This window comes from Massilia terrae (assembly GCF_024753145.1).
GTDB classification, from domain to species: Bacteria; Pseudomonadota; Gammaproteobacteria; order Burkholderiales; family Burkholderiaceae_D; genus Telluria; species Telluria terrae.
Genome location: NZ_JANUGU010000001.1, coordinates 1231765 through 1252712 on the forward strand (window position 1 = coordinate 1231765; position 20948 = coordinate 1252712).

Sequence of the window (20948 nt, forward strand, 5' to 3'; positions counted from 1 at the left end):
CCGTCCTTTTCTGAATATTCCGTCCCGGAAATAATGGCGACGACCAAGGCCACCATTCCGGAGGACCTGCGGCGCTTCGTGCTCACGAGCGTGCCCTCGGTTCCCTTCCTCGAAGCGCTGCTGCTGTTGCGGGCCGACCCGCGGCACGCATGGCAGCCGGACACGCTCGCGCGCCGCCTCTACATCCGCGAGCGCACCGCCGAGGCCTTGCTCGACGATTTGTGCACCGCCGGCATGGCCGTGCGCGCGGATGGCGATGGCTACTCCTACCATCCGGATTCGAACGAACTGCGCACGCTGATCGATCGCCTGGTCGAGCTGTACGCGGCGCGCCTGGTCGATGTGACCAACCTCATCCATTCCTCGCTGGACCGCAAGGCCCAGCAATTCGCGGACGCCTTCAAGTGGCGAAAGGACAACTGACATGGGCCAGATCATCTATTCTCTGTGCACCCTGACCTCACTGGCATGCGCGTGGCTGCTGTACGCCAGCTACCGCCGCACCGGCCACCGCCTGCTGTTCTGGAGCGGTTCGTGCTTTGCCGTGATGACACTCAACAACTTGCTGCTACTCTTGGACAAGGTCGTGCTGCCCGAAGACGTCAGCCTCCTGCCTGCCCGGCTGGTCACGGCGCTGATCGCGATTGCCCTGTTGCTCTATGGTTTGATCTACGAAAGGGAATAGCCATGAACGATGTGCTCACCGGCGCCATCGCGATGGGTTCGATGGTCGTCGCGCTGTTCTTCCTGCGTTTCTGGCGGAACACCGGCGATCGCTTTTTCCTGTACTTCTCGCTGTCCTTCCTGATCGAGGGACTGCACCGCATCTATTCGACGCTGCACGACAACGGCGGCGAAGATTCACCCACCCACTACGTCATCCGGGTCCTGGCATACGGCCTGATCCTGTGGGCCATCTTCGAGAAGAACTTGCCGCGCGAGAAGAAGTCCGGCTAGCGTGCGCCGCCCGCGGCTGGGGCAACGCGATAATGCCTTCCTACATCACCAAGGAGGCACCCCATGGCTAGCAATGGTTCGCAGCGCGATTCGGCCCAGCCGGTCCGCTCCGACAAGCTGCTTCCGCCCGGCGACGACGACGGCGACGGCCGCTTCGACGTGGCCGAGGAAGTGAACCTCGACCAGCAATCCGACTCCGCCCGCCACATCGGCCAAGCTCCGGACGAGCTCGCTCCCGGCGTGCCAAACCAGCCGCCGCGCCCACCCGGCGCCACCCGCTGACGCTACTCACCGTAATGAAGCCGCGTACATCAAGGAATTGACAGCCGATCGGATGACTTCTACATTGTTCGCTGAACATAGGCACAGGAAGGCCGGGCGCGCCGCGGCGCTTCCCTCGGCCTCGGCGACCATGAACGTCATCCCATCGCAGCCAGTTGCGGCACCCCGCGCCCGTCCGGGAGCGGCGCCATGAACCGCCCCGGACACGGCGACGTCCTGTACGTCTGCGACCGCCCGGTCCCGGATCCGGTCGTCGAAGACGTCATGCGCCAGCTCGGCCGCGGACTGGTCCATGCGGCGTCGGCCAGCCAGGCCCTGGCGCTCGCCCGCGACCGCGAGTTCGCCCTGATCCTGGCCGCCTGGGCCGGCGACTTGGCAGCGCTGGAACAGCTGGTCCGTACCCTGTTCGCTCACGCGCGCACGCCGCGTACGCCGCTGGTCGCCCTCGGCGTGCCGAGCGCGCCCGACACCATTCTCGAGCCGCTATACGAGGCCGGTGCGATCGACGTCGTCTGCGACCCGGTGTCGCCGGTGGTCCTCAAAACCAAGGCCCGCATCTACCTGAACACCTTCGACACCGCCGCCGAGCGCAGCGCGGCCGAGCAAAGGCTGCGCAACAGCGAGGAGCGCTACCGCACCCTGTTCGATTCGCTCGACCAGGGCGTGTGCGTGATCGAAGTGATGTTCGACGACGCCGGCATCCCTTACGATTACCGCTTCCTCGAGGTGAATCCGGCCTTCGTCGCCAACAGCGGCTTGTCCGATGCCGCCGGCAAGACCATCCGCGAGATGGTGCCCACGCTCGAGCAGCATTGGTTCGACATGTACGGCCATGTCGCCATCACCGGTGAGCCGGTGCGCTTCACCCACCAGGCCGAACCGCTCAAGCGCTGGTTCGATGTCTACGCCACGCGCATCGGCCCGCAAGAGGCGCACCGCATCGCGATCCTGTTCACCGACGTCACGGCGCGCCGCCGCGCCGACGAAGAGCTGCGCCGCATCACCGCCGACCTGGCCGAAGCCGACCGCCTCAAGACCGAATTCCTGGCCACCCTCGCGCACGAGCTGCGCAATCCGCTGGCGCCGATCAGGAGCGGCCTGCAGCTGATGCGCCGCAGCGGCGACGCCGCCACCGTGGCGCGGGTGCAGGACATCATGGACCGCCAACTCGAACACCTGGTGCACCTGGTAGACGACCTGCTCGACGTGGCGCGCATCACGCGCGGCCAGGTCGAGTTGAAGCCCGACTGGGTCGACCTCGGACAGATCGTGCTCGGCGCCGTCGAGATCAGCCGGCCGCTGATCGACGCCGCGCGCCACCAGCTCGAGCTGGATCTGCCGCCGGAGCCGGTGCCCCTGTACGCCGATGCCACCCGCATCACCCAGGTGATCAGCAACCTGCTCAACAACGCGGCGCGCTACACGCCGCGCGGCGGCCGCATCGTCCTGTCGGCCGGCCGCGACGGCGAGCAGGCGCGCATCCTCGTGGCAGACAATGGCATCGGCATCGCGCGCGCCGCGCTGCCCGAGATCTTCAAGATCTTCACCCGCGCCGGCGGCGCCGAGCAGGTCCAGGGCGGCCTGGGCATCGGCCTGTCGCTGGTACGAAGTTTCGTCGAGCTGCACGGCGGCTCGGTCAGCGCCGACAGCGCCGGGCCGGGACTGGGCGCCGTGTTCACGGTGCGCCTGCCGCTGCATCCGGCCGCAGCGCCGGCCGCGCCGCAGGATGGGCCCGCGCCGGCCGCCGCCGCGCACACGGGAGCGCTGCGCGTGCTGGTGGTCGACGATAACCGCGACGCCGCCGAGACCCTGGCCGCGCTGCTGGACGTGATGGGGCACGCCGCCCCGATCGCCAACGACGGTCCGCAGGCGCTGCGCATGGTGCACAGCTTCCGTCCGCAGGTGGTGTTGCTCGATATCGGCATGCCGGGCATGTCCGGCTACGACGTGGCGGAGGCGATCCGGCGCGACCCCGCGCTGGCGGGAGTACAGCTGGTCGCGCTCACCGGCTGGGGCGGCGCGCCGGACCGCGAACACAGCGCCCGCGTGGGCTTCGACGAGCACCTGACCAAGCCGGCCACCATCGAAGCGATCGAAACGGTGCTGGCGCGCTGCGCCGCGCGTGCCGCCGAGATGGCGCCGGCCGGCGGCTAGGCCGCTACCACTGCAGCGACAGCAGCAGCTGCGCCATGCGCGGCCAGCACAGGCGCCCCAGGTCCCCGCGTGCGGCGAAGCGGTAGCCATCCGCTTCCGGGGTCGGCTTGCCAGTCACGCGGTGTGCGAAGAAGCTGGTGCAGACCAGTTCTTCCAGCGTCCCCAGTTCGTCGCCGGCCTCGACCCGGAACAGGTGCAGGCGCTTGTCCGGCCGGTAGGCGAATTCGCCGAGGTCCTCGAACCGCTCCGGCGCGAACGCGATCCCGGCTTCCTCGCGCAGCTCGCGCATTGCCGCTTCGAGCGCGGACTCGCCCGGATCCTGCATGCCCTTCGGGATATCCCATTTGGCCGTGTGCGTCACGTGGCACAGCAGCAGTTCGCCGTGCGCATTCTTCACCAGTACGCCGCACGACAGGCCGATCGCGCTCACAGGCGCTCCTCGGCTGCGGCAAAGGCCTGCTCCAGCGCCTCGAAGCTGACCGGCTTGGTCAGGTGCTGGTCGAAGCCGGCCTCCTGCGATTGCGACAGGTCGCTGGCCGCGCCCCAGCCGGTCAGCGCGATCAGCACCACGCGTTCCAGCCCGTCCGTGCGGCGGATCGCGCGCGCCACCTCGTGCCCGCTCATGCCGGGCAGGCCGATGTCGAGGAACACCAGGTCGGGCTCGAATTCCTGCGCCAGACGCAAGCCGGACGGGCCGTCATGCGCCATGCGCGTCGTGTGTCCCAAGAGGCGCAGCAATTCGACGAGGCTCTCGGCGGCATCGGCATTGTCGTCCACCACCAGCACGCGCAGCGGCCGCTGGCCGATTGTGACGCCATCCGCGTCATCCGGCCGCATGGCGGTCTGCCGCACCGTAGCCGACAGCGGCAGGCGCACGGTAAAGGTGCTGCCTTTGCCGGCGCCGTCGCTGGCCGCGTTGACGCGGCCGCCGTGCAGCTCGACCAGCCTGCGCACCAGCGACAGCCCGATCCCGAGGCCGCCCTGGGCCCGGTCCAGGTTGCTGCGCACTTGCGTGAACATCTCGAACACCGAGCCGAGCGATTCGGCCGGAATGCCGACCCCGGTATCGGTCACCGCGACCACTGCCTGGCCATCCTCGCGCCGCGCCTCGACGCTCACGTGGCCGCCGGACGGCGTGTACTTTGCCGCGTTATTGAGCAGGTTGGACAGCACCTGCACCAACCGGGTGGCGTCGGCCTCCATCCCGAGCGGCTCGTCGGGCAGCTGCACCGACAGGCTATGCCCGCTGCTCTCGATCAGGGCTGCGCTGGTCTCGAGCGCGGTAGCGACGATCGCGCGCAGGTCCACCGGCCGCTTCTTCAGTTCGATCTTGCCGCGCGTGATGCGCGCGATGTCGAGCAGGTCGTCGACCAGGTGGATCAGGTGCCCCAGCTGGCGCTCCATCATGTCGGTGACACGGTCGGAGCCGCCGTGGCCACCGAGGCGCAGCAGGTCCAGGCCGGTGCGGATCGGCGCCAGCGGATTGCGCAGTTCATGCGCCAGCGTGGCCAGGAACTCGCTCTTGCGGTGATCGGCCTCCGACAGGTCGGCGGCGATGCGGCGCAGCGCGTCCTCGGAACGCTTGTGCTCCGTGATGTCACGCGTGACTGTCGCCAGACCGAGGTTGTTGCCCTGCGCGTCGCGCACCACGAAGCCCTTGAAGTAGACCGGGAAGGTGGTCTCGCTACGGACCCGCGCGAAGCGCAGCTCGCCCTCCCATTGGGCGGCCTCGCCGGTCAGCGCCGGCAGCACCACGCCCCGCATGAAGTCGCGCGAATCGGGGGCGACGAAATCGATCAGGCGCCAGGCCTCGATGTTCGCATCCGGCGCCAACCCGGCCAGCGCGCGCCCGGCCGGATTCAGCCAGATGCCGCCGGCGTCCGGCGTGAACAGGCCGATAAAATCGGTCGACTGCTCGGCCACCGCCGCCAGACGACGCACGCCCTCCTCGGCGCGGTGGCGCTCGGTCTGGTCGCGGAAGAACAGCGCGATCCCGCCGTCCGGCGTCGGGAAGCTGTCGATCTCGAACCAACTCCCGTACTGGTTGAGCCAGGCCTCGACGTGCGCGCGCTCGCGCCGCGCGGCGGTGCGGCGGTAGGCCAGTTCGCGCACCGTGCCCGAGACGTGCGGGAACACTTCCCAGAAGTTGGCGCCGACGATGTCCTCGCGCTGCATGCGCGTGGCCTGTTCCGCGGCGCGGTTGGCGTAGGTGATGCGCCACTGCTCGTCGATCGCGAGGAAGCCGTCGCTCATGCTTTCCAGGATCGCACGCGAGCGCTCCTCGGCGGCCTGGCGTTCGCGCGCCTCGTGGCGCTGGCCGATCACCAGCGAGCCGGTGTTGGCCAGCAGCTCCATCGCCTGCGCCTCGTGCGGCGGGCGCTCGCTGCTGTCGTAGTAGTACCAGCAGAAGGTGCCCAGCAGCGCGCCCGACGGCGCCAGGATCGGCACCGCGCGCGCGGCGCGCAGGCCATGCGCCAGCGCGATCCCGCGTGCTCCCTCCCACAGCGGATCGGTCTCGATGTCCGGGCAGGATACCGGCTCCGCGCGCCAGGCCGCCGCGCCACTGCAGCCGGCCAGCGGCCCGATCTTCATATTGTCGAGCGCGGTGCGCAGGTCGGACGGCAATGAGGGCGCGGCCGCGTGGCGCAGGTAGCCGTCCGGTTCCGCCAGCTGGACCGAGGCCAGCGCCTGGCCGCCCGCATAATCCTCGGCGGTGCGGGCCAGTACGTCCAGCACGTCGGCCAGCGGCGCGTCGCTTACCGCCAATTCCAGCGCGCCGCGCTGGCCGAGCGCCAGCAGGTTGGCGCGGGTGCGTTCGGTCACCTCGACGCCGTGCATCAGCACCCCGGAGATCGTCCCCGACGGATCGCGCAGCGCCATGTAGACGAAATCGACGAAGTGCTCCTCCATGCCTTCGGGCGAGGCGGCGGAGCGCAGCAGCATGCGCACATTACTGCCCTCATAAGGCTCGCCGCTGCGGTAGACGCCGTCGAGCAGCTCAAGGAAGCCCTGCCCTTCCACCTCCGGCAGCACCTCCCGAACGGGACGCCCGATCACTTCGCGCACGCCGATCAGTGCCAGGAAGCGCTCATTGACCATGTCGAACACGTGCTCCGGGCCGCGCATCACGGCCATGAAGGCAGGCGCGCGGTAGAAGATCTCGATCATGCGGTCGTTAGCGGCACGCAGCTCGCGGTACAGGTGCTCGCGTTCGGCTTCGGCATGACGCCGGCCCGTGATGTCGGTGAAGGTCAGCACGGCCCCGGCGGCGCGTCCGCCGACCACCATCGGGTGCACCGAGAACGCCACCGGCAACTGGCTGCCGTCCCTGCGCCAAAAAACGGTTTCGCTGCGCAGCACCCGGCCCTCGGACGCCGCGCGCAGGATGTCGCATTGGTCGGCGGGATAGGGCCTGCCATCGGCATGGTGACGGTGGATGCGCGCATGTGGCGCGCTGCCCAGCATGTCGCCCGGCCGGTCGTTCAGCATGGCGGCGGCGGCCGCGTTGACGAAGGTGCAGGTGCCCGCCATATCGAGGCCGATGATGCCCTCGCCCGACGATTCAAGCAGCAGCGCAAACCGCTCCATGCTCTCGCCCAGCTGTTGCTCGCTGCGCGCCAGGCGCTCGGAGGCGTCGCGGTGGCGTTCGGCCTCCAGCCTCGCCAGTTCGGCCGTCTTCCGGTACAACTCGACGAACACGGCCGCCTTGGCCCGCAACATTTGCGGATCGAAGGGCTTGGCCAGGCAATCGGCCGCGCCCAGGCCGTACGCCTGCTCCAGCTGCGGCGCCTCGCATTGGCCGGCGGTCATGAAGATGATCGGCACGCTGGCCGTGCGTGGGTGCTGACGGATCAGCTGCGCGGTCTCGAAGCCATCCATCGCCGGCATCCGCACGTCCAGCAGCACCAGCGCGAAATCCTGTGCCAGCAGCGCCCGCAGCGCGGCCGCGCCCGAATCGGCGGTCACCAGTTCCGCGCCGAGTTCGGCCAGCACGGAAGCGAGGGCGGCAAGGTTGGCGGGCTGGTCGTCGACGAGCAGGATACGCGTTGGGAGGTCGGCAATCATGGCCCGTTGGCAGGGTGATAGATGCAGATTTGCCAATGTATGACGGGGCCTTCCGAATGTCAATTGTGCGCACCCCGGGCCCGCTCTCGCCGACACTAAGCCCCTTGCGGAAAAGGTGAAATGCCAAAGGATGAGAATGGATCTATCGCTGCTGCAAGACCCACTTGCAAGCTGGGGCGCGGCGCTGTTGGTGTTCGCGGCTTCGGTCGCCGCGCTGTACGGCGTGCGCTACCTGCTGTTGTGCCGCCTGCGCGCGATCGCCGCCCGCACTGAAACCAAACTCGACGACTTCGTGGTCACCGTGCTGTCCTCCACCCACACGCTGTCGATCTGGGTGGTCGGCATCTATCTCGGCATCCGGAACGTGGCGCGCGGCCCGCGCCGCCACCCGTTTCGCCGCTGCGGCAGGGTTCCACAAAACACTGAAATCGGGCACCAGAGACAGCCGGACGCATCCTACAAGGCAGCCCTGTCCCGTCCTATTCTGCGCGTCCGATGCGCCACTTAAGATGGCCTCGCCTCTCCCCGATCGGCCTGTCAGTGGACACTGATCCGGCAGGGGAAGCTGTATCCCATTATTCCTACAGGAGAACGATCATGGCATCGAATCAAGGTGGCAACAAGCAGAGCGGCAGCAACAGCAACCGCGGTTTTGCGTCGATGGATCCGCAAAAGCAGCGTGAAATCGCCTCGGAAGGCGGACGCGCAGCCCACGCTTCCGGCAATGCCCACGAGTTCAACTCGCAAGAGGCACGCGAGGCCGGCAAACAGTCGCACAAGAACGACAACCAGCAGAGCGGCAGCAGCTCCGGTTCGCAGTCGGGCTCGCGCTCGGGTTCCAGCTCGCAGTCCGGTAACCAGGGCAGCCAGGGCAGCCAGGGCGGCCATAATCGTAAATAAACCCGGGTTGTGACGCGCCTGCGGGCGTGTCATCATCGAGCCGACGCGGACCAAAGGAATACGGTGGTCCGCGTTTTTATTTGCGCTTTCGCCGTTGATAGACAACGCAATACGACGTTCCCGCCGGCGCGGGAACGTCGTTCACATACTTGGCTTACTCTGCGTGGGCCGTCTGTTGGGCTTCCGTTGGCGGCTTGGCCGCCTCGCGTTTCGCCGCCTGCAGCGCCAGCACCGAATCCGCAGCCTTCTTACCAGCCAGCAGCGCGTGGTCGGAGTTGTAGTACTCCCACTCGCTGTAGCGGCCGGCCAGCGTGATGTCGAACTGCTTCAGCCAGTTCTTGCAGGTCTCGACATTCTTGGCGCGGTTGTGGTCGTACAGCACGTAGGCGATCGGCATGTCGACCTGATTGGCGGCCAGGATCTTGTCGCCCGGCTGGATCATGCCCACCTTGCGGCAATCCTCGATCGCGCGGGCGATCAACTCGTCGCCATCGACCGGCAGCGGCTTGTACGGCGAGTAGGAAATCTCGCAGGTGAAGCCGAAGCCGCCCGGCGGATTGCACTGCGGGCTGGCGTTACCTTGCACGAAGATGCGGTGGAAGATCGAATCTTCCGGGTAATAGATCCAGTGCTTGTCGGTGGCGACACGGTCGATGCCGATGTTCACGCAGCGAATCGACACATGGCGCAGGCCCTTGGCCGCCGTGCGCACCTCTTGCGGCGCCTCGTCGCCGATCAGGCGAATCAGCTCGGGCAGCGGCATCGTCGACACCAGGTTGTCGTAACGGAAGCGGCGGCCATCGGCCAGCGCTACGACGTGCTCGCGCGGCAGCACCTGCACCACATCGGCATTGGTTTCCACCTTGCCCTTGATATGCGGCTTGAAGCCATCCATCAGCGCCTGGAAGCCACCCTTCAGCGGATAGCCGAAGCGTGCGTTCGGCCCCATCGGTTTGGCGACCGGCTCCAGCGCGCCGGAAATGATTTCCTCCAGGTTCGGCAGCGGCACCCGTCCGCCCAGCCACGAGGTCTCCATCTCGGTCAGCGGCACGGTCCAGATCTTGCGGTTGTACGGGATCGCGAAATGCTTGGCGATGCCCTTGCCCCAGACCTTGTAGATGAACTGCTCGAAATTGCGCACCTGGCCCTTGACCGACTTGTCGGTGTTGCAGACATCCGAGGTGCCATCGGCGCAGCAATCCTCGATCTGCTGGGCGGCAGCCGCTTCAGCCTGGTCGTCGACGCCATAGCGCGCTTCGATCGCGCCCATCACGCATTCGGTGATGACATTCGGCGGCAGGCCGTACAGTGCCCCCTGGAAAGGGTAGCGCGTGTAGGTGCCCTTGCTGTAGACCCAGGCTTCGCGGTTCTGCCAGTGCACGTTGTCGCCCAGCAGTACCTCGTACATCTTCAGCACGTAGGGGTCGTTGGAGAACATGATGTGGCCGGCGTAGTCGAAGGTGAAGCCCTTGTCTTCGATCGAGCGGCACCAGCCGCCGATGGTCGGGTTACGCTCCAGCAGCACGGTGTCGGCAGGCAAGTGGTAGGCCGCGGACAGGCCGGTCGGGCCGCCGCCGATGATCACGTTGCGGTAATTGGCCTTCTGCGAAGCGTGGACCGGCAGGGAATTGACTTGCGCGCCCGCATCGCCGGTGTGTGCAACCAGGCGATGCGCCTTGTTGCCCGGCGCGGTGCCCTGGATCAGCTCGTGCATGCGGGTCGCGGTGTTGTGCCAGGATGTCTTCGCGACGATATCGCGCATGCGCTGGGTCTGCGCGGCTTTCTCGCTTGCGCTCATCGCCAGCGCACGCTCGCAGGCGGCGATGAACTGCTCCGGTGTTTCGGCGATGGCGACCACGTCGCCGTACGGCACCTTGACGTCGGTGATCGGCGTCGACACGCTCGGCAGTTCGGCGGCCATGTACTCCAGCACCTTGGTCGGGCTGATGTATTTGGTCGATTCGTTCAGCGCGAACGGCAGCAGGCAGACGTCCCAGCCCGCGAGGAACTGCGGCAGCGCTTTGTAATCCTGCTGGCCGATGTAATGGATGTTGGCGGCGCGCGGCAGCACAGCCGGATCGATCTTCACGACCGGGCCGACCAGTACGATATTCCATTCCGGATGGGCCTCGGCCATGGCGCGCACCAGTTCGGTGTCGAAGCGCTCGTCGATCACGCCATAGAAACCCAGCCGCGGATAGTCGAATGGCTCCTGCGCCGGGTGGCTGCTCTTGCGATCGAGCGCCTTGCGGAAGTGGACGGCATCGACGCTGCTTGGGAAGCAATGCGCGTTGGCGTGGCGTTCCTTCTTGGCCTCGTAGAGGCTGGGGCCGCCGGTGAAGACCAGGTCAGCGATGTTCAGCAAGGCCGTTTCGCGCTGCAGCAGTTGTTTCGGGGAATTCTTGAACGCGGCCAGTTCGTCCATGCAATCGTAGACTACCAGCGACGGATGCAGTCCTTGCAGCAAGGGCAAGGCCATCGGAGTGTAGAACCAGACCACGGGCTGCTCGCCTTCCGGGACCAGGTCGGACAGCAGGGTCTGCAGGGTCGGGATCTGGTCGTCGTGGAAGCCGGGGGCGTGGATGGCGGTGTGCGGCTGGCACACGGTGATGTTGGGCGCTACCGATGTTCGTTTCAGGTGGGCCTGTCCCTCGTGATACACCGGTTCCTCGACAAACAGGATTTGGTAGTGTTCCGCCAGGCGTGTCATCAGGTGCTGCGGACGCTGGAACACGAAATCCCAGCGCAAGTGGCAAAACACAATCAGGGTCGGCATGTTCAGTTTTCCTTTCGCCTTCGTGGCAAGCGTGTGATTTTCCGGGATGCTGCGCGGGCTTCGGACGAGGGCTTGAGGCACCTGGCCGAACCACGCCAGACCATGAAATCGTAACATGCTAGATTTCCATGATTTTCATTAACACATCACAAGTTTGCCGCGGGGTAATGGAATGATCGTATCGGGAACATCGCTTTCATAGGAGAGATCGCCTCCACATGGTGGAAATTGTGAGCGTAGTCCTACAGCTTTTCAAGAAAAACCACTACGAAAACTCATCGTCTGCGCAACTGTGCGCACGCGCGAAGGTGAGCGTGCGCACGGTATCGCGGCGCGAACGCGATCTGCTGTGTTTACGTACAGATGGTGAAAGGCTGGGAGGTTCACTACCACCAGAAACACGTCGACCCGGCCTGCGCCGGGAATGACGGTTTTGAATCTAACTTTTAGAGGCGGTCGAAACGTTCGGCGCCTTCAGGCTGGCCGTCGGGCGTGAAGTCGGCGGCGGTTTCGACCTGCTTGAAGCCGAAGGTGAGCAAGGCGTCGCACATATCGTCCAGCTCCTCACCCAGATCGGCCGACAGGTCGACCGGCTTGTCGATCGAGCCGACCAGTTCGTCGCCGCCTGCATACAGATTCGTCCGCAGCAGCGCATTCTCGCCGCCGTCCAGCACGGCGACCACGGCCCGGGTGTCCTCGGCGGTCATGCCGCGTTCTCCCAGCAGCTGGTTGACCTCGGCCAGGGTCAGCAGCATCGCCATCTCCTCGGTCGCGCTTTCGCGCGCACCAAAGAACAGGTCCTGGTACAGGAAATCGACCCGCACCCGCTCCGGATCGGCCGCCAGGCAGCGCCGCACCAGCGGCTCCGCATCCACGGTCCAGGCGCGGTAGCGCATCATGCGCGCGTCGTAGTAGGCGTCGCTGTCGGCTTCGCCCTCCGGCACCGCATAGAAAGGATCGTCCGCCGGCTTGAGCGCGAAGCCCAACAGGAAGCGCAGCTCCATGGCCGCGTCCTCGGCCGAGAACTGCTGGCCACTCCAGCCCGTCATCGTCGATTCGAGCAGCGGCATCGGCATGGGCTTGCGCGACGTCATCGACGCAGCCGCCTCGCGCACCACTTCGTGCAGCTGGCTGTAGCCGATCGAATCGACCTCGTCCATGTCGTACAGATGGCGCACCAGCACCACGTTGGCGGCCTCGCTTTCCAGGCCAAGTTCCTGGAAGCTTTCGACCAGCTTGGTGTACGCCTCCTCGTCCGCGAAGGCCTCGTCCTCCACCAGCCCGCCGGTACTGCGCACAAATAACGGGATCATGAAGGCATCGATCTCGATCTCCGGGCCCTGCTCCTTGCGGATGCGCTGGCTGGCCGCTTCTTCGCCGACCAGCCCGCGCAGGTAGCGGCAGGCATCCGGATCGGTGAACTTGGTGTATTCAATGGCGCCAAGCAGCACCTCGTCGTGCTTGCGGCGCAGCGCGCGGCGCACCGCGGTCAGCAATTCTTCCTCGCGCGCGCTGCCCGTCTCCGCCTCGCCGCGCTCGATCACCGTCAGCGCCAACGTGGACAGTTCGCGCAGCTGGGCATCGGAATTCGGCTGGGGCGTATTGTTGGACTTTCTTGGCAGCGGACGCTTATTTCTCGGCATGATTTACAATGGGATGATCAAACCGACATGGTAGCAAATCTGGCTATCGCTGGCGATGCGGCCTCCCGGGTCAATTGAGCGTGAACTGGTCCAGCGTAAGCACGTCGATCTGCTTCGCGTCAACCTTGGTCTTCAGGTAAGCGCACAGCGCGTCGAGGTTGCTGATCGTATTGCCCTGGACGTCGTGATGGTAGGAGCAGCCGCAGGCCCCCATGCTCACGGCCGTATCCACATATTGCTGGATCTGCGTCACCGTCGGCGCGACGTTGCCGTCGGTCTGCACGCAGTCCGGATGCGCGATCCAACCGCCCGGCTGATCGGCGATCTGGCTCAATCCGCCGCCGGTCGGGCGGCCGAAGGGGAATGATTGGCCACGATACGATGCCCCGCGGATCCACTTGATCCCGGCGCGAATGCAGGCCGAGCGCACGTAGCGGTCCGCGGCCCCTTGGGGGAGCGCGAAGTAGCTCGACCCGGTGTTGATGCCGATTGCGGCCAGGCCGTTGATGCCGGCCATGATGTCGGCGTAGATGGCGCTGTCATCGTTCGCCGATCCCGGGTGGCGGTAGTTGGCTAGCCCGCTCCAGTTGGCGGTGGCCACAACGGTATTCTTGAGGCTTCCGCGGTCGGTCGCAAAGGTGGCTGTGGTGTCGCTCGGCGTATCCTGGCAATAATAGACGGTGCCAACGGTGAATCCCGGCGGGGCGGCGTCGGTGAACACGATCGGCATGTTCGCCAACAGCTGCGGGTGATTTTCGAAGGCAAGGACCGCGCTTCCCGCAGTCGCGCCAATGCACCGTCGCCGGTGTAACGCGTTCAGGTTCCATGCCCGGACATAGGTGTCGGGAAGGTTGTCGACGGAGTTGCTCATGAAATAGCCGTAGGGGCCGAGCAGGCGCAGGCCCGCGTTATCGCGGCTCGATGGATGCGTGTTCGAATGCGAACCAATCGCCCAGCCATCTGCCTGCATCGCCACGACATCATCGGCGGACAGGAAGCTACACTTCAGCTTGCCGTATCCAAACACACCCGAGGTGCCAAGCCAGGAAGGCACGATGAAAAGCGTCCCCTTGAATCCATAACGAGCAAGCAACTGCTGCCCGCTCGCCACCGTTGCGGACGGCGCGTGCCGCACGGATGCAAAGCCGTCGTCAAATGTAATGAAGAACGAGGGCCGATACGCCAGGTCGTCATAGACCGGGCCGAACAGGATGTACTCGCCGGCTTGCCAGGCGCCTTCGGTTAATACGTCTTGCTGCGAAATGCGTATCGAAGCAGGAGCATCGATGCCGAATTGCCAGCCGATGAGCATTTGCTGAGTCGGCGACATGGTCAGGAAGACCCAGCCAGCCGAAGGATCGACCGCGCAATTCCAGCGTAGCTCGTGGGTTCCCTGTGCGTTCACGATGGCGAAGTCGAAGTCCAGCGTGCGCGTTCCAGGATTGCGCGCCCATATTCCGACTGAGAAGCCCGGACTGGTTCCTTTCGGCACCAGACCAGCGACCTCCGCCACCACCGATTGCTGGGCAGTCGCGACAGGCAGGTTCTGGGTCAGTTTCAATGCCGAAGTGGAAGGCGCGCCATCCGCGCTGCTGGTGACGACCACGCTGGCGCCAACAGCATTGCTCAGTTTCGTCCATTCGACAATCTTGGTGCCGTAGACGCGCTGGGCCGGCGCGGGCGTTGGGGCCGGCGTCGGCGCCGGCGTTGGCGAAGGGGTCGGCGCCGGCGTCGGCGCTGCCATCGGTGCAGGCATCGGCGCCGCCGTCAGCAAAGCGCTACTATTGCCGCCCCCACCGCCGCACGCGGGCAGGCAGGCTGTCGCTGCACCCAAGATCAGCACTTCTCTCCGCGTCACCATCGCCGCACCTCTACAAGATCACGCTCGGAACTATTGAGTCGTTAATGTAGAAGTTGGTCTTGCGCGCGTATGTGCGATTCTGCACACTACAGCAAACAGATTATCTATTAATCAAATACGTGATTCCTGAATCACCGCCGCCCACTTATGCCGGCAGCTTCAAGCGCTCGCGCCGGCCCAGGGCACCCTGCGATCGTGGCGCCGGTTCTTCCAGCCGGAACACCGCAACCAGCTCGGCCAGTTGACGCGCCAGTTCCTGCAGGGAAGCCGCGCTGGCGGCGGCCTCTTCCACGAGCGCCGCGTTCTGCTGGGTCGCCTCGTCCATGCCGAGCACGGCCTCGTTGACCTGGTCGATGCCCTGGCTCTGCTCGTTGCTGGCCACGCTGATTTCGGAAATGATGGTGCTCACCTGCCCGATCGAATCGACGGTCTTGCGCATCGCGGCGCCGGCGTCGCCCACCAGGCGCGACCCGTTGCCGACCTCGGCCACCGAGGCGCCGATCAGCGACTTGATTTCATGGGCCGCGGCGGCGGACCGCTGTGCAAGATTGCGCACCTCGCCCGCGACCACCGCAAAGCCCCTGCCCTGCTCGCCCGCACGGGCCGCTTCGACCGCCGCGTTCAAGGCCAGGATATTGGTCTGGAAAGCGATGCCGTCGATCACGCCGATGATGTCGGCGATACGCTTGGACGAAGCCTCGATGGCGCCCATCGAACGCACCGCGTCGTCCATCACCGTGCCGCCGTGGCGCGCCGTGTCGGCCGCCTTCTGCGCCAGGTCGTTGGCGATGCGTGCGTGTTCGGCATTCTGGCGCACGGTGCCGGTTAGCTCTTCCATGGCCGCCGCCGTTTCTTCCAGCGAGCTGGCCTGGGCTTCAGTGCGGGCCGACAAGTCCTGGTTGCCGGCCGCGATCTCGCTGGACGCCGTGGCGATAGTGGCCGCGTGGTTGCGGATGCGGCGCACCGTGTTCGCCAGTTCGTTCTGCATGCGGCCGATCGCTTCCAGCAGGCTGCCTTCGGCGACGGCATCGGCCGATATCGCCATCGACAGGTCCTTGCCGGCGATGCGGCGGGTGACGTCGGCCGCGTGCTCCGGATCGCCGCCCAGCGTGCGGTTGATGCCGGCCACGATGCGCCAGCCGAGCAGCGACAGCACCGCCACCACCACCAGGAAGAACAGGCTCGAGCGGGTCGCCTCGTACCAGAATTGCTGGTCGATGTCGTCATTGAAGAAGCCGGTGCCGATCCACCAGTTCCACGGCGTGAACTCGACCACACCGTTGAGCTTTGCCGCCATCTGGCCGGTCTTCGGATGCTTGGTCTTCATGAACACCAGCGCGACCGGGCCTTTGGCCAGCTGCTCGCGGTAGGCCACCGCGTCCGGCCGGCCGTCCATGGTTTCGCCCTGCGCGATCACGCCGATATTCTTCGGATTCGGGTGGACCAGGTTGAGCCCGTTTGGCAAGCGCACCCAGAAATACACCTTGTTGTCGTTGTTCAGCTGGGTCAGCGCTTCCTTGGCCGCAGCCTGTGCCTGCTCCTCGGTCAGCTTGCCCTGCTGTTGCTCGCCCTGATAGTGGGCGACCAGCTGACGGCCCATCATCAGCATATTGGTGATCTGTTCCTGGCGATCGGCCAGCAGCGACTTGTGCAGCGTGTACAGGCTGATGCCGCCGAGGGTGGCCAGCGCGAGCAGTGCCGCGCCGACGAGCGCAAACAGGCGGGTGGAAACTTTCATTCGGACCTCTAATTATTAAAATTGCCGTACGGAAATTCTACCGCGAACTGCCTTCGTTGAGGTGCGCCGTAAAGAACTCGGGACGCAATTTTCGTGTCGTTTCCAACACTGGCAACACGTGGTCCAAGTGCTCGCGCATCGCCGCCACGGCCATGCGGGGATCGCCGGAAGCGACGGCCTCCACCACGGCGCGGTGTTCGGCCAGTACGCCGCTCATCCGGCCCTCCAGCGGCAGGGTCAGCTGGCGGTAGCGGTCCATCTGGGTCTTGGCCTGCAGGATGATCGGCCAGACGCCCGGATAGCCCGACAATTCGGCCAGCGTGGCGTGAAAATTCTCGTCGCTGCGGTGGAAGGCGCGCAGGTCATTGGCATCGACGGCCAGCGCCTGCTCCTCGAGGATGGCGCGCAGCCGCGCCACGCCTTCGGGCTTCGCGCGCTCGGCCGCCTTCTCGATGATCGCGCACTCCAGCGCATTGCGGACCAACATGGCTTCCTCGAGCCCGTCGAGCGGGATGCGCGCGACGAAGGTGCCGGAGCGCGGCAGCACCTCGACCAGGCCCTCGTCGGCCAGGCGCTGCACGGCTTCGTGCACCGGCGTGCGGCTGACGCCCAGTTCCTCGGCGATCTCGCGCTCGACGATGCGCGCGCCGGGCAGCATGCTCATGTCGACGATGCGCTGGCGCAGGCACAAATACACGCGGCGCGATGCGCTCACGCCGGAGTCGGGGTCGATGTTCAGGATGGCGGCGTTCGAAGTGTTCATGGCCAGGCAGTGTACCGAATGTGCGGGACTGGGAACAAATCAGGACGGCATGGCGTCGCGCGGAATGATCGCGCCGCGGTGCCGGATCACCGTGCCGGCCAGCTTGTGGCCCGCGCGCGCCGCCACTTCCGGCTTGCTTCCGGACAGCCGCGCCGCCAGGTAGGCCGCGCCGAAGGAGTCGCCGGCGGCGGTGGTGTCGACCACCGCCGCGACCGGCGCCGGCGCCACCGATACGGCATGCCCATCGGCCCACACCAGGCAAGGCTCGGCGCCGCACTTGACCACCACCTCGGACACGCCCAGCGCACGGGCGCGCTCAACCGCGGCCATCGCATCGCCGGGGCCGTGGATAGCCTGCTCGTCGTCCAGCGTCAGCAGCGCGATATCGCAGTTGGCCAGCACGCGGCGATAGACTTCGGCCGCGGCGTCGGCGCTCTCCCACAGGCGTGGCCGGTAGTTGTTATCGAAGACCACGGTGCCGCCGCTGGCGCGGCAGCGGGCCAGCGCGGCGATCAGGATCTCGCGGTCGGCCGGCGACAGGATCGCCAGGCTGATGCCGGACAGGTAGGCCATGCGCGCCGCGGCCAGCTTGAGCAGCACCTTGCCGGCGTCCGGCGCTTCCAGCCAATGGCGCGCGGCGGAATCCTTGCGCCAGTAGTGGAAGCGGCGTTCGCCCTTGGCATCGGTCTCGATCAGGTAGATGCCGGGCAGGCGGTCCGGCAGGCGCAGCACGCAGCCGGTGTCGACGCCCTCGCCTTCCCAGCTGGCGCACATCTCGTCGGACATGCCGTCCACCCCGAGCGCGGTCACGTAGGCCACCCTGACCTTGGCCGGGTCGAGCAGGCGCGCCATGTAGACCGCCGAGTTCAGGGTGTCGCCGCCGAAGCGGTAGTCCATGCCGCTGCCGGAGCGCTGCAGCTCGATCATGCATTCGCCGATAGCGTAGACGGTTTGTGCTTCCATATCCAGTTCCTTCTTCATTGGGCCGCCGCCACCCCGGCCTTTACGACCGGGGCCTGGCCGCGCGCACCTTCGCGCACCATGGTCCAGACCACCACACAGGCGATCAGGTCGAACACGGCCAGCGCCACGAACAGCGGACTGTACCCGACCTTGGTCACCAGGAAGCCGAACAGCAGCGTGAACACGGTCGCGCCGAGGTAGCCCGACATGCCGGCCAGCCCCGTGGCGGTGGCCACCTCGTTCTTGCCGAACACGTCGGAGGTGATGGAGTACAGCGCGCCGGACAGGGTCTGGTGCGCGAAGCCGCCGACGCACAGCAGCGCGATCGCGGTGTAGGGGCTGGCGACCAGGCCAATGCAGCCCGGCCCGATCATCGCCAGGCAGCCCACCGCCATCACCCATTTGCGCGAGTTGAACAGCGTGACCTTGAAGTGCTTGTGGAAGAACGGCGACATATAGCCGCCCACCACGCAGCCGATGTCGGCGGCCAGGAAAGGCAGCCAGGCGAACATCGCGATCTCCTTGATGTCCATGTGGCGTTCAGTCGCCATGTACAGCGGGATCCATGCGTTGAAGGTCTGCCAGGCCGGCTCCGACAGGAAGCGCGGGATCGCGATCGACCAGAAGTTCGAGGTGCGCACGATCTCCGACCACGACCCCTTCTTCTGCGGCGCGTCTTCCTGGAACTTGGCTTCCTGGCCGGCCAGGATGTAGTCGCGTTCCTCGTTGGACAGGCGCTTCTGGTCGCGCGGGTGCTTGTAGAAAGCCACCCACAGCAAAGTCCACAAGGTGCCCAGCACACCGACCACCACGAAGGACCACTGCCAGCTCGCGTGCATGATGGTCCACACCACCAGCGGCGGCGCGCACAGGGCGCCAATCGAGGAGCCGATGTTGAACCAGCCGATCGCCACCGAGCGCTCCTTGGCAGGGAACCATTCGGTGGTGGTTTTCACGCCCGCCGGGATCCCGGCCGCCTCGGTCATGCCGAGCAGGCCACGGAAGAAGGCCATGCTCTGCCAGCCGGCCGCCAGCGCGGCCGCGCCGCAGGCCACCGACCAGGCCAGCGCGAACACCGCGAAACCAAGCTTGGTGCCGATGGCGTCGAGGATGTAGCCCGCCACCGGCTGCATCATCGCGTAGCAGACCTGCCACGCGACCACGATGTACGAGTACTCCTGGGTCGTCACGTGCAGGTCGCTCATCATCGTCGGCGCCGCCACCGACAAGGTGTTACGGGCCAGGTAATTGACGATCATGCCGAGGGTGACCATGCCGACCATCCACCAGCGCATCCCTTTGAACTTCCTCATTGCTGTCTCCTGCTTGCTTTGCCGCGTCTTCGTGCGCGTGCCGGGCCAGCGGCTTGCGCCTTGCCGCGCCGCCGTCCCATGAAATGATGTGAGGCCGGCTCAGTTCAGCGCCTGGCGAATCCCCGTGTTGTCGATGCGTTCGACGGCCTGCACCACCGCCGCGGCCAGCCCCTGCACCTGGTTCAGGTCACGGCCCCACAGCGCGCGGTTGGCAAGCCAGCCTTGCACCAGCTGGTCCACGCTCCACTTCTTGTCGTGCACCTTCTGCCAGCCTTGCTCGAACCAGTCGAGATGGGCCTTGTCGTCAGCCAGCTCGATCACGCCGCCGCGGTACAGCACCATGGTCGCGGCCAGTGCCAGCACCAGGCGCCACGGCAGCTTGCCGTGATTGAGCTCGATGTAGTTGAGCAGCTGCGGCATGACGCGCGCCGCGAACTTGCTCCAGCTGTTCAGCGCAATCGAGGCCAGGCGGTGGTGGATGGCCGGATTGCGGAAGCGCCGCAGCACGTCCTCGGCGAAATCCTGCAGCTCGGCGCGGTCCATTACCAGCGCCGGGATGATCTCCTGCTCGATCGCCGCGCGCAGCCAGGCGCCGACCTGCGGATCGTCGACCGCCTGGCCGACTGCTTCGAGTCCCGCCAGCAGCGCCACCGGCACCAGCGAGGTGTGGCCGCCGTTGAGGATGCCGACCTTGCGCTTCTTGTAGGGCGTAATGTCGTCGACCAGCTTGATATTCAGGTTGGCGCCGGCGAGCCTGAGTTCATCGGCCAGCGAGGCCGGGCCCTTGATCACGAACAGGTAGTAGTACTCGGCGGCGACCAGGAAGGCGTCGCGGTAGCCCAGCTCTTCCTGGATCACGTCCGCGTCCGAGGACGGATAGCCGGTGACGATGCGGTCGACCAGCGTCGAGCAGAACATGCACGAGGTCTCGATCCAGGCGTCGAAAGCCGGATCCAGCTGCCACAGGCGCGCGAAGTGCAGCACCGCCTTCTTCAGGGCGCCGCCATTGTCGTCGATCAGTTCGCAGGGCAGCAGGATCAGGCCCTTGTCGTGCGCGCCCTCGAAGGCGGTGAAGCGGTCGAACAGCAAGCGCGTGAGCTTGGCGGGGAAGCTGCTTGGCGGCGCGTCATCGAAAGCGTCGCTGTCGTTGACGGCGATGCCGGCTTCGGTGGTGTTCGACACGATGAAGCGCAGGTCGGGGTTGGCGGCCTGCGCCAGGTAGTCCGCGTACATCGCGTTCAGGTCCAGCTCGCGCTGCACGCACTCTACCCGCCGGTATTCCTTGACCGGCTGGCCGGCTTCGTCGAGGCCGCGCACCAGCACCGTGAACAGGCCGTCCTGGGTATCCAGCAGCGGCGCCGGGCCGCCGCCGCGCGGGCGCACCACCAGCACGCCGGCATCCAGGCCGGTGCGCTCGTTGAGCAGGTCGACCTGCCAGTCGAAGAAGCCGCGCAGGAAGTTGCCCTGGCCGAACTGGAGGATCTTGATGGGCAGCGCGAACGGTGCGCTGCGGCGTAATGCTTGCATATGTGT

The 20948-nt window shown here is 66.2% G+C and carries 17 protein-coding genes; 7 read left to right on the forward strand and 10 right to left on the reverse strand.

Annotated elements, in window-relative coordinates; all coding sequences use genetic code 11:
• The first annotated feature begins 33 nt into the window (after nucleotides 1-33).
• The 5 genes from NX778_RS05310 to NX778_RS05330 all read left to right on the forward strand — a co-directional run bounded on the left by NX778_RS05310 (nucleotide 34) and on the right by NX778_RS05330 (nucleotide 3393).
• Nucleotides 34-423, forward strand: a complete 390-nt coding sequence (locus NX778_RS05310; protein WP_258810623.1) for a hypothetical protein — start codon at nucleotides 34-36, stop codon at nucleotides 421-423.
• Nucleotide 424: 1 nt separating this feature from the next.
• The gene (locus tag NX778_RS05315; RefSeq protein WP_258810624.1) at nucleotides 425-685 is read left to right on the forward strand and encodes a DUF5985 family protein; all 261 of its coding nucleotides are present in this window, start codon (nucleotides 425-427) and stop codon (nucleotides 683-685) included.
• A gap of 2 nt (nucleotides 686-687) precedes the next feature.
• Nucleotides 688-957 carry a DUF5985 family protein gene (locus NX778_RS05320; RefSeq protein WP_258810625.1) on the forward strand — a complete coding sequence of 90 codons (270 nt, stop codon included), beginning with the start codon at nucleotides 688-690 and terminating at the stop codon, nucleotides 955-957.
• Between the two features lie 63 nt (nucleotides 958-1020).
• Nucleotides 1021-1239 carry a hypothetical protein gene (locus tag NX778_RS05325; protein ID WP_258810626.1) on the forward strand — a complete coding sequence of 73 codons (219 nt, stop codon included), beginning with the start codon at nucleotides 1021-1023 and terminating at the stop codon, nucleotides 1237-1239.
• A gap of 189 nt (nucleotides 1240-1428) precedes the next feature.
• Nucleotides 1429-3393, forward strand: a complete 1965-nt coding sequence (locus NX778_RS05330; protein WP_258810627.1) for a hybrid sensor histidine kinase/response regulator — start codon at nucleotides 1429-1431, stop codon at nucleotides 3391-3393.
• A gap of 4 nt (nucleotides 3394-3397) precedes the next feature.
• Here the strand turns inward: NX778_RS05330 and NX778_RS05335 are convergent, their stop codons facing one another.
• A complete protein-coding gene (locus NX778_RS05335) occupies nucleotides 3398-3823 on the reverse strand; it encodes an NUDIX hydrolase (RefSeq protein ID WP_258810628.1) in 426 nt (141 codons plus the stop codon).
• A complete protein-coding gene (locus tag NX778_RS05340; RefSeq protein ID WP_258810629.1) occupies nucleotides 3820-7458 on the reverse strand; it encodes a response regulator in 3639 nt (1212 codons plus the stop codon). The genes NX778_RS05335 and NX778_RS05340 overlap by 4 nt, the downstream gene beginning before the upstream one ends.
• A gap of 136 nt (nucleotides 7459-7594) precedes the next feature.
• Here NX778_RS05340 and NX778_RS05345 point away from each other — a divergent pair, with 136 nt between their 5' ends.
• Entirely contained in the window at nucleotides 7595-7966 is a 372-nt protein-coding gene (locus NX778_RS05345; RefSeq protein ID WP_258810630.1) for a hypothetical protein, read from the forward strand.
• A gap of 89 nt (nucleotides 7967-8055) precedes the next feature.
• A complete protein-coding gene (locus tag NX778_RS05350; RefSeq protein ID WP_258810631.1) occupies nucleotides 8056-8358 on the forward strand; it encodes a KGG domain-containing protein in 303 nt (100 codons plus the stop codon).
• Between the two features lie 154 nt (nucleotides 8359-8512).
• Here NX778_RS05350 and NX778_RS05355 read toward each other — a convergent pair whose 3' ends face one another.
• The 8 genes from NX778_RS05355 to NX778_RS05400 all read right to left on the reverse strand — a co-directional run bounded on the left by NX778_RS05355 (nucleotide 8513) and on the right by NX778_RS05400 (nucleotide 20942).
• Nucleotides 8513-11134 (reverse strand): NAD(P)-binding protein, encoded by a 2622-nt coding sequence (locus NX778_RS05355; RefSeq protein ID WP_258810632.1) that lies wholly within the window; start codon nucleotides 11132-11134, stop codon nucleotides 8513-8515.
• A 446-nt stretch (nucleotides 11135-11580) separates the two neighbouring features.
• Nucleotides 11581-12777 (reverse strand): DUF2863 family protein, encoded by a 1197-nt coding sequence (locus tag NX778_RS05360; RefSeq protein WP_258810633.1) that lies wholly within the window; start codon nucleotides 12775-12777, stop codon nucleotides 11581-11583.
• 70 nt (nucleotides 12778-12847) lie between these two features.
• Nucleotides 12848-14533 (reverse strand): polysaccharide deacetylase family protein, encoded by a 1686-nt coding sequence (locus NX778_RS05365; RefSeq protein WP_258810634.1) that lies wholly within the window; start codon nucleotides 14531-14533, stop codon nucleotides 12848-12850.
• A gap of 250 nt (nucleotides 14534-14783) precedes the next feature.
• Entirely contained in the window at nucleotides 14784-16376 is a 1593-nt protein-coding gene (locus NX778_RS05370; RefSeq protein ID WP_258810635.1) for a methyl-accepting chemotaxis protein, read from the reverse strand.
• 37 nt (nucleotides 16377-16413) lie between these two features.
• Nucleotides 16414-17139 (reverse strand): GntR family transcriptional regulator, encoded by a 726-nt coding sequence (locus tag NX778_RS24565; protein ID WP_307727910.1) that lies wholly within the window; start codon nucleotides 17137-17139, stop codon nucleotides 16414-16416.
• Nucleotides 17140-17178: 39 nt separating this feature from the next.
• Nucleotides 17179-18102 carry a 2-dehydro-3-deoxygluconokinase gene (gene kdgK, locus NX778_RS05390; protein WP_258810636.1) on the reverse strand — a complete coding sequence of 308 codons (924 nt, stop codon included), beginning with the start codon at nucleotides 18100-18102 and terminating at the stop codon, nucleotides 17179-17181.
• Between the two features lie 14 nt (nucleotides 18103-18116).
• Nucleotides 18117-19415, reverse strand: coding sequence for an MFS transporter (locus NX778_RS05395; protein ID WP_258810637.1), 1299 nt, complete (start codon nucleotides 19413-19415; stop codon nucleotides 18117-18119).
• Between the two features lie 99 nt (nucleotides 19416-19514).
• The gene (locus NX778_RS05400) at nucleotides 19515-20942 is read right to left on the reverse strand and encodes a tagaturonate reductase (protein WP_258810638.1); all 1428 of its coding nucleotides are present in this window, start codon (nucleotides 20940-20942) and stop codon (nucleotides 19515-19517) included.
• Nucleotides 20943-20948 lie beyond the last annotated feature (6 nt).

Coding starts and splice junctions, on each gene's coding strand:
- NX778_RS05350 (WP_258810631.1), top strand. CDS start 8,056: ATGGCATCGAATCAAGGTGGCAACAAGCAGAGCGGCAGCAACAGCAAC.
- NX778_RS05315 (WP_258810624.1), top strand. CDS start 425: ATGGGCCAGATCATCTATTCTCTGTGCACCCTGACCTCACTGGCATGC.
- NX778_RS05325 (WP_258810626.1), top strand. CDS start 1,021: ATGGCTAGCAATGGTTCGCAGCGCGATTCGGCCCAGCCGGTCCGCTCC.
- NX778_RS05400 (WP_258810638.1), bottom strand. CDS start 20,942: ATGCAAGCATTACGCCGCAGCGCACCGTTCGCGCTGCCCATCAAGATC.
- NX778_RS05330 (WP_258810627.1), top strand. CDS start 1,429: ATGAACCGCCCCGGACACGGCGACGTCCTGTACGTCTGCGACCGCCCG.
- NX778_RS05365 (WP_258810634.1), bottom strand. CDS start 14,533: ATGCCTGCACCGATGGCAGCGCCGACGCCGGCGCCGACCCCTTCGCCA.
- NX778_RS05395 (WP_258810637.1), bottom strand. CDS start 19,415: ATGAGGAAGTTCAAAGGGATGCGCTGGTGGATGGTCGGCATGGTCACC.
- NX778_RS05310 (WP_258810623.1), top strand. CDS start 34: ATGGCGACGACCAAGGCCACCATTCCGGAGGACCTGCGGCGCTTCGTG.
- NX778_RS05355 (WP_258810632.1), bottom strand. CDS start 11,134: ATGCCGACCCTGATTGTGTTTTGCCACTTGCGCTGGGATTTCGTGTTC.
- NX778_RS24565 (WP_307727910.1), bottom strand. CDS start 17,139: ATGAACACTTCGAACGCCGCCATCCTGAACATCGACCCCGACTCCGGC.
- kdgK (WP_258810636.1), bottom strand. CDS start 18,102: ATGGAAGCACAAACCGTCTACGCTATCGGCGAATGCATGATCGAGCTG.
- NX778_RS05360 (WP_258810633.1), bottom strand. CDS start 12,777: ATGCCGAGAAATAAGCGTCCGCTGCCAAGAAAGTCCAACAATACGCCC.
- NX778_RS05370 (WP_258810635.1), bottom strand. CDS start 16,376: ATGAAAGTTTCCACCCGCCTGTTTGCGCTCGTCGGCGCGGCACTGCTC.
- NX778_RS05345 (WP_258810630.1), top strand. CDS start 7,595: ATGGATCTATCGCTGCTGCAAGACCCACTTGCAAGCTGGGGCGCGGCG.
- NX778_RS05340 (WP_258810629.1), bottom strand. CDS start 7,458: ATGATTGCCGACCTCCCAACGCGTATCCTGCTCGTCGACGACCAGCCC.
- NX778_RS05320 (WP_258810625.1), top strand. CDS start 688: ATGAACGATGTGCTCACCGGCGCCATCGCGATGGGTTCGATGGTCGTC.